This is a genomic window from Burkholderia sp. Ac-20349 (assembly GCF_017104865.1).
Classification (GTDB): Bacteria; Pseudomonadota; Gammaproteobacteria; order Burkholderiales; family Burkholderiaceae; genus Burkholderia; species Burkholderia aenigmatica.
Map to the genome: position 1 here is coordinate 1 of NZ_JAAGPM010000259.1, position 5,271 is coordinate 5,271.

Annotated in this window: 6 protein-coding genes and 2 pseudogenes; 4 read left to right on the forward strand and 4 right to left on the reverse strand. The window is 69.0% G+C overall.

Annotation, left to right across the window (positions count from 1 at the left end):
* The first annotated feature begins 228 nt into the window (after positions 1-228).
* Positions 229-1,530 carry a class I SAM-dependent RNA methyltransferase gene (locus G3N61_RS37870; protein ID WP_089449922.1) on the forward strand — a complete coding sequence of 434 codons (1,302 nt, stop codon included), beginning with the start codon at positions 229-231 and terminating at the stop codon, positions 1,528-1,530.
* A 96-nt stretch (positions 1,531-1,626) separates the two neighbouring features.
* Here G3N61_RS37870 and G3N61_RS37875 read toward each other — a convergent pair whose 3' ends face one another.
* Both G3N61_RS37875 and G3N61_RS37880 read right to left on the reverse strand, forming a co-directional pair.
* A complete protein-coding gene (locus tag G3N61_RS37875; RefSeq protein ID WP_205824982.1) occupies positions 1,627-2,091 on the reverse strand; it encodes an SRPBCC family protein in 465 nt (154 codons plus the stop codon).
* Positions 2,084-2,416 carry a winged helix-turn-helix domain-containing protein gene (locus G3N61_RS37880; protein WP_043191161.1) on the reverse strand — a complete coding sequence of 111 codons (333 nt, stop codon included), beginning with the start codon at positions 2,414-2,416 and terminating at the stop codon, positions 2,084-2,086. Before G3N61_RS37880 ends, G3N61_RS37875 begins: the two co-directional genes overlap by 8 nt.
* A 169-nt stretch (positions 2,417-2,585) precedes the next feature.
* Between G3N61_RS37880 and G3N61_RS37885 the strand changes: the two genes are divergently transcribed.
* Positions 2,586-2,990 (forward strand): VOC family protein, encoded by a 405-nt coding sequence (locus tag G3N61_RS37885; protein ID WP_043191164.1) that lies wholly within the window; start codon positions 2,586-2,588, stop codon positions 2,988-2,990.
* A 73-nt stretch (positions 2,991-3,063) separates the two neighbouring features.
* Positions 3,064-3,750 (forward strand): YafY family protein, encoded by a 687-nt coding sequence (locus tag G3N61_RS37890; RefSeq protein WP_043191167.1) that lies wholly within the window; start codon positions 3,064-3,066, stop codon positions 3,748-3,750.
* Between the two features lie 82 nt (positions 3,751-3,832).
* Here G3N61_RS37890 and G3N61_RS37895 read toward each other — a convergent pair whose 3' ends face one another.
* Positions 3,833-4,756, reverse strand: a complete 924-nt coding sequence (locus tag G3N61_RS37895; protein WP_047851605.1) for a carbon-nitrogen hydrolase family protein — start codon at positions 4,754-4,756, stop codon at positions 3,833-3,835.
* Positions 4,757-4,836: 80 nt separating this feature from the next.
* On the opposite strand from G3N61_RS37895, the pseudogene G3N61_RS37900 reads away from it, so the two are divergent.
* Positions 4,837-5,154: pseudogene (locus tag G3N61_RS37900) on the forward strand (LysR family transcriptional regulator); the annotation flags it as partial.
* Here G3N61_RS37900 and G3N61_RS40375 read toward each other — a convergent pair.
* Positions 5,145-5,271: pseudogene (locus G3N61_RS40375) on the reverse strand (LysE family transporter); the annotation flags it as partial. The pseudogenes G3N61_RS37900 and G3N61_RS40375 sit on opposite strands and share 10 nt — an antisense overlap.

Here is a 5,271-nt window from a genome sequence, read left to right on the forward strand (position 1 = left end):
CGGGTACGGCATCACCGGCTGGTTCGACGCACGCGTCGAGGAAGCCGAACTCAAGGCTTATGCGGACGCGCAGCGCGCGGGCACGCTGAAGGTGTACATGAGCGCCGGCCTCCCGGGTCGCTCGCGCGGCGCCGGGCCCGCGCCGCAGCACCGAAACGCGACACAACGCCGGTCCCGGCCGCCCGCGCCGCGTACAATAGTGGACTTTTGCACGTCCTCACCCGCCTTATGTCCTCGCCCACCCTGTACGAATTCTTCGCCCCCTGCCCGCGCGGCCTCGAAGCGGCGCTTGCCGCCGAGCTGGCCGAAATCGCCGGCCGCCACCTGAACGGCGCGCCGTTCACCGCGGGCGCGCAGGTGCCGGGCGGCGTCCACTTCAGCGGCGGCTGGGCCGCCGGCATGGCCGCGAACCTCCATTCGCGGATCGCGAGCCGGGTTCTGCTGAAGATTGCGCACCGCGCATACCGCAACGAGCAGGACGTCTACGCGCTCGCGCTCGAGCAGCCGTGGGAGCGCTGGTTCGCGGCGACGCAGACGCTGCGCGTCGACATCACGGCGATCAAGTCGCCGCTGAAGAGCCTCGAATTCGCGACGTTGCGCGTGAAGGACGCGATCTGCGACCGGATGCGCGACAAGACCGGCGCGCGCCCGAGCATCGACACGGGTGCGCCGGACGTGCGCGTGTTTGCCTTCCTGACGGCGGGCGAGTGCACGCTGTACCTCGACACGTCGGGCGAGCCGCTGTTCAAGCGCGGCTGGCGTCTCGACAAGGGTGCGGCGCCGCTGCGCGAGAACCTCGCGGCCGGCATCCTGCGCCTGACGGGCTGGACGCCCGGCACGGCACTGTACGACCCGATGTGCGGTAGCGGCACGTTCCTCGCGGAAGCCGCGCAGATCGCACTCGGCGTGGCGCCCGGCGTCGAGCGCCGGTTCGGCTTCGAGAAACTCAAGCAGTACGACATCACCGCGTGGCAAGGGCTAAAGGTCCCGGCACTGGACGCGAAGCGCGCGGCGCGCGGCAAACGCAGCGAAGCGCTTGGCGTGTACGGCAGCGACATCTCCGGCGACATGCTCGAGAAGGCGCGCGCGAACCTCGAGCGCGCGGGTGTGCCGTCGGTGTGGCTCAAGCAGGTCGACGCGCGCGGGATGACGCCGCCGTGCGACGGCCCCGGCATCATCCTCGCGAACCCGCCGTACGGCGAGCGGATCGAGGTGCGTGGCCGCAGCGCGCGCGGCGAGGTACGCGAGACGGGCCGCAATCGCGGCAACGACGACGCATTCCGCCGCACCCACACCGATGCGCCGGACAGCGAGTTCTTCAACGCGCTCGGCGATGCGCTGAAGCAGCGCTTCACGGGCTGGCAGGCGTTCCTGCTGACGTCCGACCGTTCGCTGCCGGGCCAGCTGCGGCTGCGCGAATCGGCGAAGACGCCGCTGTTCAACGGCGCGCTCGAATGCCGGCTGTTCCGCTTCGACCTGATCGCCGGCAGCGTGAAGGCGCGCCCGGCCACGCCGGAAGGCGACGCGTAATCCGCATCATGGCCGCGATGGGGCCGCTCGCGCGGCCTCATCGCGGCAACCGGAACGCCGCCGTTACCGCACCCGCGGCAACGGCGGCGTTTCGTTTCAGTGCTTCGAATGCTCCCAGCGCCCCATCGTGAACGGCAACGCCTGCCCCGTCTCGAGCAGCGTCTTGAGGCTCGACAGCACGACCGGCCACCCGCCGCGAATCCCGCGATCCATCTCCGAGCCCGGCACCAGCCCGTCGTGCGTGACCGTCAGCTTCACGACGCCCTCGTGCGGCTCGACGACGTAGGTCACGCGCGACTCCCCGCTCTCCCCCGACGGCACGCGCCACGTGACGACCAGCCGGCGCGGCGGATCGTTCTCGACCACTTCGCCGACGATGTCGACCCGCGACGGATCGTCGTAGTCCTGATGTTCCCAGCGCGAGCCCGGCCGCCAGTCGGGCGACGCGTTGCGGTGCCGCACCCAGTAGTCCTTCGTCAGCTCGGCGTTGGTCAGCGCATCGAACACGCGCTCGGGCGTCGACGCAATGAACGTCACGTACACAAAGGCGGGATTACTCATCGTTGCCTCCAGAATCGCCGGCCGCTTCCAGCCCGCGCTTGAGATCCGCCAGCGCCTGCAGGCGCTGACGCTCGAACTTGCCGATCCAGCGTTCCGCGATGTCGTGGATCGGCACCGGATTCAGGTAATGCAGCTTCTCCCTGCCGCGCCACGTGGTCGCAACGAGATTCGCGGCCTCGAGCAGCGCGAGATGCTTGCTCACGGCCTGCCGGCTCATCGCGAGCCCGTCGCACAGCTCGGACAGGGTCTGTCCGTTTTTCGCATGCAACAGGTCGAGCAACTGGCGGCGCGTGGCATCGGCCAGCGCCTTGAAAACGAGATCCATGCCGCTCCCGGGTCAATGCGCTTATTATGCAACCAAACAGTTGCATGTCAAGGGTGACAACTCTACTGACAAGACGGTGTCAGCAGGGCGCGATCACACTGCAATCCCGGCGCAATGCATCGCCGGTTTCCACACCGAACCCGAACAACCACGCAACAAGGAGCACGTCATGACGTCCGCAACTGCCACCGCCACCCTGGAGCGCGCGATCGCGTGGTTCGACATTCCGTCCCTCGATTTCGACCGGGCGATCCGCTTTTACGAAACCGTGCTGCAAACGACGCTGCAGCGCGAAGTCATCGGCGGCGTGCCGATGGCCACGTTCGATCACGAGGCATCGAGCACAGGCGGCAGCATCGTGTTCGATCCGCAGCAGATGAAGCCGAGCGCGAACGGCGTACTCGTCTACCTGAACGCCGGCGAATCGGTCGTCGCGGCGCTCGAACGCGCGAAGCGCGCGGGCGGCGTCGTGCAGGGCTCGGTCGTCGAGCTGCCGAACAACTACGGCTACGTCGGCTACCTGATCGACACGGAAGGCAACCGCGTCGGCCTGCACGCGCCGAAATGCCACTGAGCGCACCGGCCATCGGGCTCGCGCGGCGCTATCATCGCGAAGTCCCCACCGCCGTTGGAGTCGAGGTGCCGTCATGACGCGCCGTGCCGACCGCCTGTTCCAGATCGCCGAGCTGTTGCGCGGGCGTCGCCTCACGACCGCGCAGCAGCTGGCCGACTGGCTGTCGGTGTCGCCGCGCACGGTCTATCGCGACGTGCGCGACCTGCAACTGTCAGGCGTGCCGATCGAAGGCGAAGCCGGCATCGGCTACCGGCTGAACCGCAACGCGAGCCTGCCGCCGCTCACGTTCACGGCAGAGGAACTCGCGGCGCTCGCCACCGGCGCACGCATGCTCGAAACCTGGGGCGGTGCGCGCTTCGCGAGCGGCGCGCGCTCGGCGCTCGCGAAGATCGCGTCGGCCATGCCGGCCGACAAGCGCACGACGCTCGACCGCCTGCCCGTGTTCGCGCCGTCGTTCCACATCGACGAGACGTTTTGCGCGAAGGTCGATGCGATCCACCAGGCCATCGACACGCGCCATGTGGTCAGCTTCGGCTACCGCGACCGGCTCGGCGCGCATTCGCAACGCCGCGTGTGGCCGCTCGGGCTCGTCTACTGGGGCGGGCGCTGGACGATCGGCGCGTGGTGCGAGCTGCGCGACGATTTCCGCACCTTCGACATCGCGCGGATGGGCGACATCACCGTGCACGAGCAGTTTCCGGACATGGAAGGGCGGCGGATCGCCGACTACATGCGGATCGCGGAAGCGCCGATGCGCTGATGTGCTGACGCGGCACGACGGCGGGCGCGCCGCCGCCGTCCATGTTCCACACCACCACGCGTTGCCCGGCACGCCTCCTTCCCTACCCGCCGAACACCACCGTCCGCTTCGGCCGCTCGTCGACATGCAGCGAGAACACGTCGGGCCGTGCGTAATGCCCGACCACGTCGAAGTCGTAGCGCGCCCGCACGAGTTCGTCGGTATCGATGCGCGCGGTCACGAGCCCGGCTTCGCCGATCAGCGGCTCCGTCAGCAGGTCGCCGAGCGGCCCGACGATCACGCTGCCGCCGCGGATCAACGGCCGCTCCGGGTCCCAGCCCGGCACGTCGATCCCGAGCGCGCGCGGCGACGGCTGCACCTGGCACGCACTGACGACGAAGCAGCGCCCTTCGTGCGCGATATGCCGCATCGAGCTCTGCCAGACATCGCGCTCGTCGACGGTCGGTGCGCACCAGATCTGCACACCCTTCGCGTACATCGCGCAGCGCAGGAGCGGCATGTGGTTCTCCCAGCAGATCGCGGCGCCCGCGCGGCCCGCGGCCGTCTCGACGACGGGCAAGGTCGAGCCGTCGCCCTGCCCCCAGATCAGCCGTTCGGTGCCGGTCGGCATCAGCTTGCGGTGCTTCGCGACGAGCCCGTCGCGCGGGTCAAAGAACAGCGCCGTGCAGTACAGCGTGCTGCCGCCGCGCTCGATCACGCCGACCACGAGGCTCGCACCGGTGCGCTGCGACAGCGCGGCCAGCTCGTCGGTTTCAGGCCCCGGCACGTCGATCGCCTGCGCGGCATAGCGCGCATACGCGTCGCGGCCTTCGGGCAGCCGGTAACCGAGCCGCGTGCCGAAGATCTCGCCTTTCGGATAGCCGCCGAGCACGGCCTCGGGCAGTACGACGAGCGACGCGCCGCTGTCGCGGATCGCGGTTTCGTAGCCGAGGATCGTATCGAGCGTGGCGCGCGTGCCGGCGGGCGATGCGCCGATCTGCAGCGCGGCGATGACTGACGTGGACATGAAGGCGTCTCCGGTGAATGGGGTAACGCCATCTTTATCGATATGATGTCATCGATCAAATCGATAGAACGATAAGTGTCATGAATGCGGATGATATCGCCAGCCTCAACCTGAACCTGCTGAAAGTGTTCGAGGCGCTGTACGAGGAAGGCGGCGCGAGCCGCGCGGCGCTGCGGCTCGGCCTCACGCAGTCGGCGGTGAGCGCGGCGCTGGCGCGGCTGCGCGTGATCTATGCCGATCCGCTGTTCGTGCGCACCGGCCGCGGCCTCGCGCCGACGCCGCGCGCGGACGAACTGAAGCCGATCCTGTCCGACGCGCTCGACCGCTGCCGCGAAAGCCTCGCGATCGCGGCCGACGGCGGCGACCGCATCGGCCGCACGATCTCGATCGGGCTGTCGGCCGCCACGAACTGCGGGAAAAACGACACGAAGAACAGCACGACCTTCGGGTTCAGCACGTTGGTCCAGAAGCCCTGCATGAACAGCTGGCGCAGCGGCTTCGCGGCTTGCGCGGCC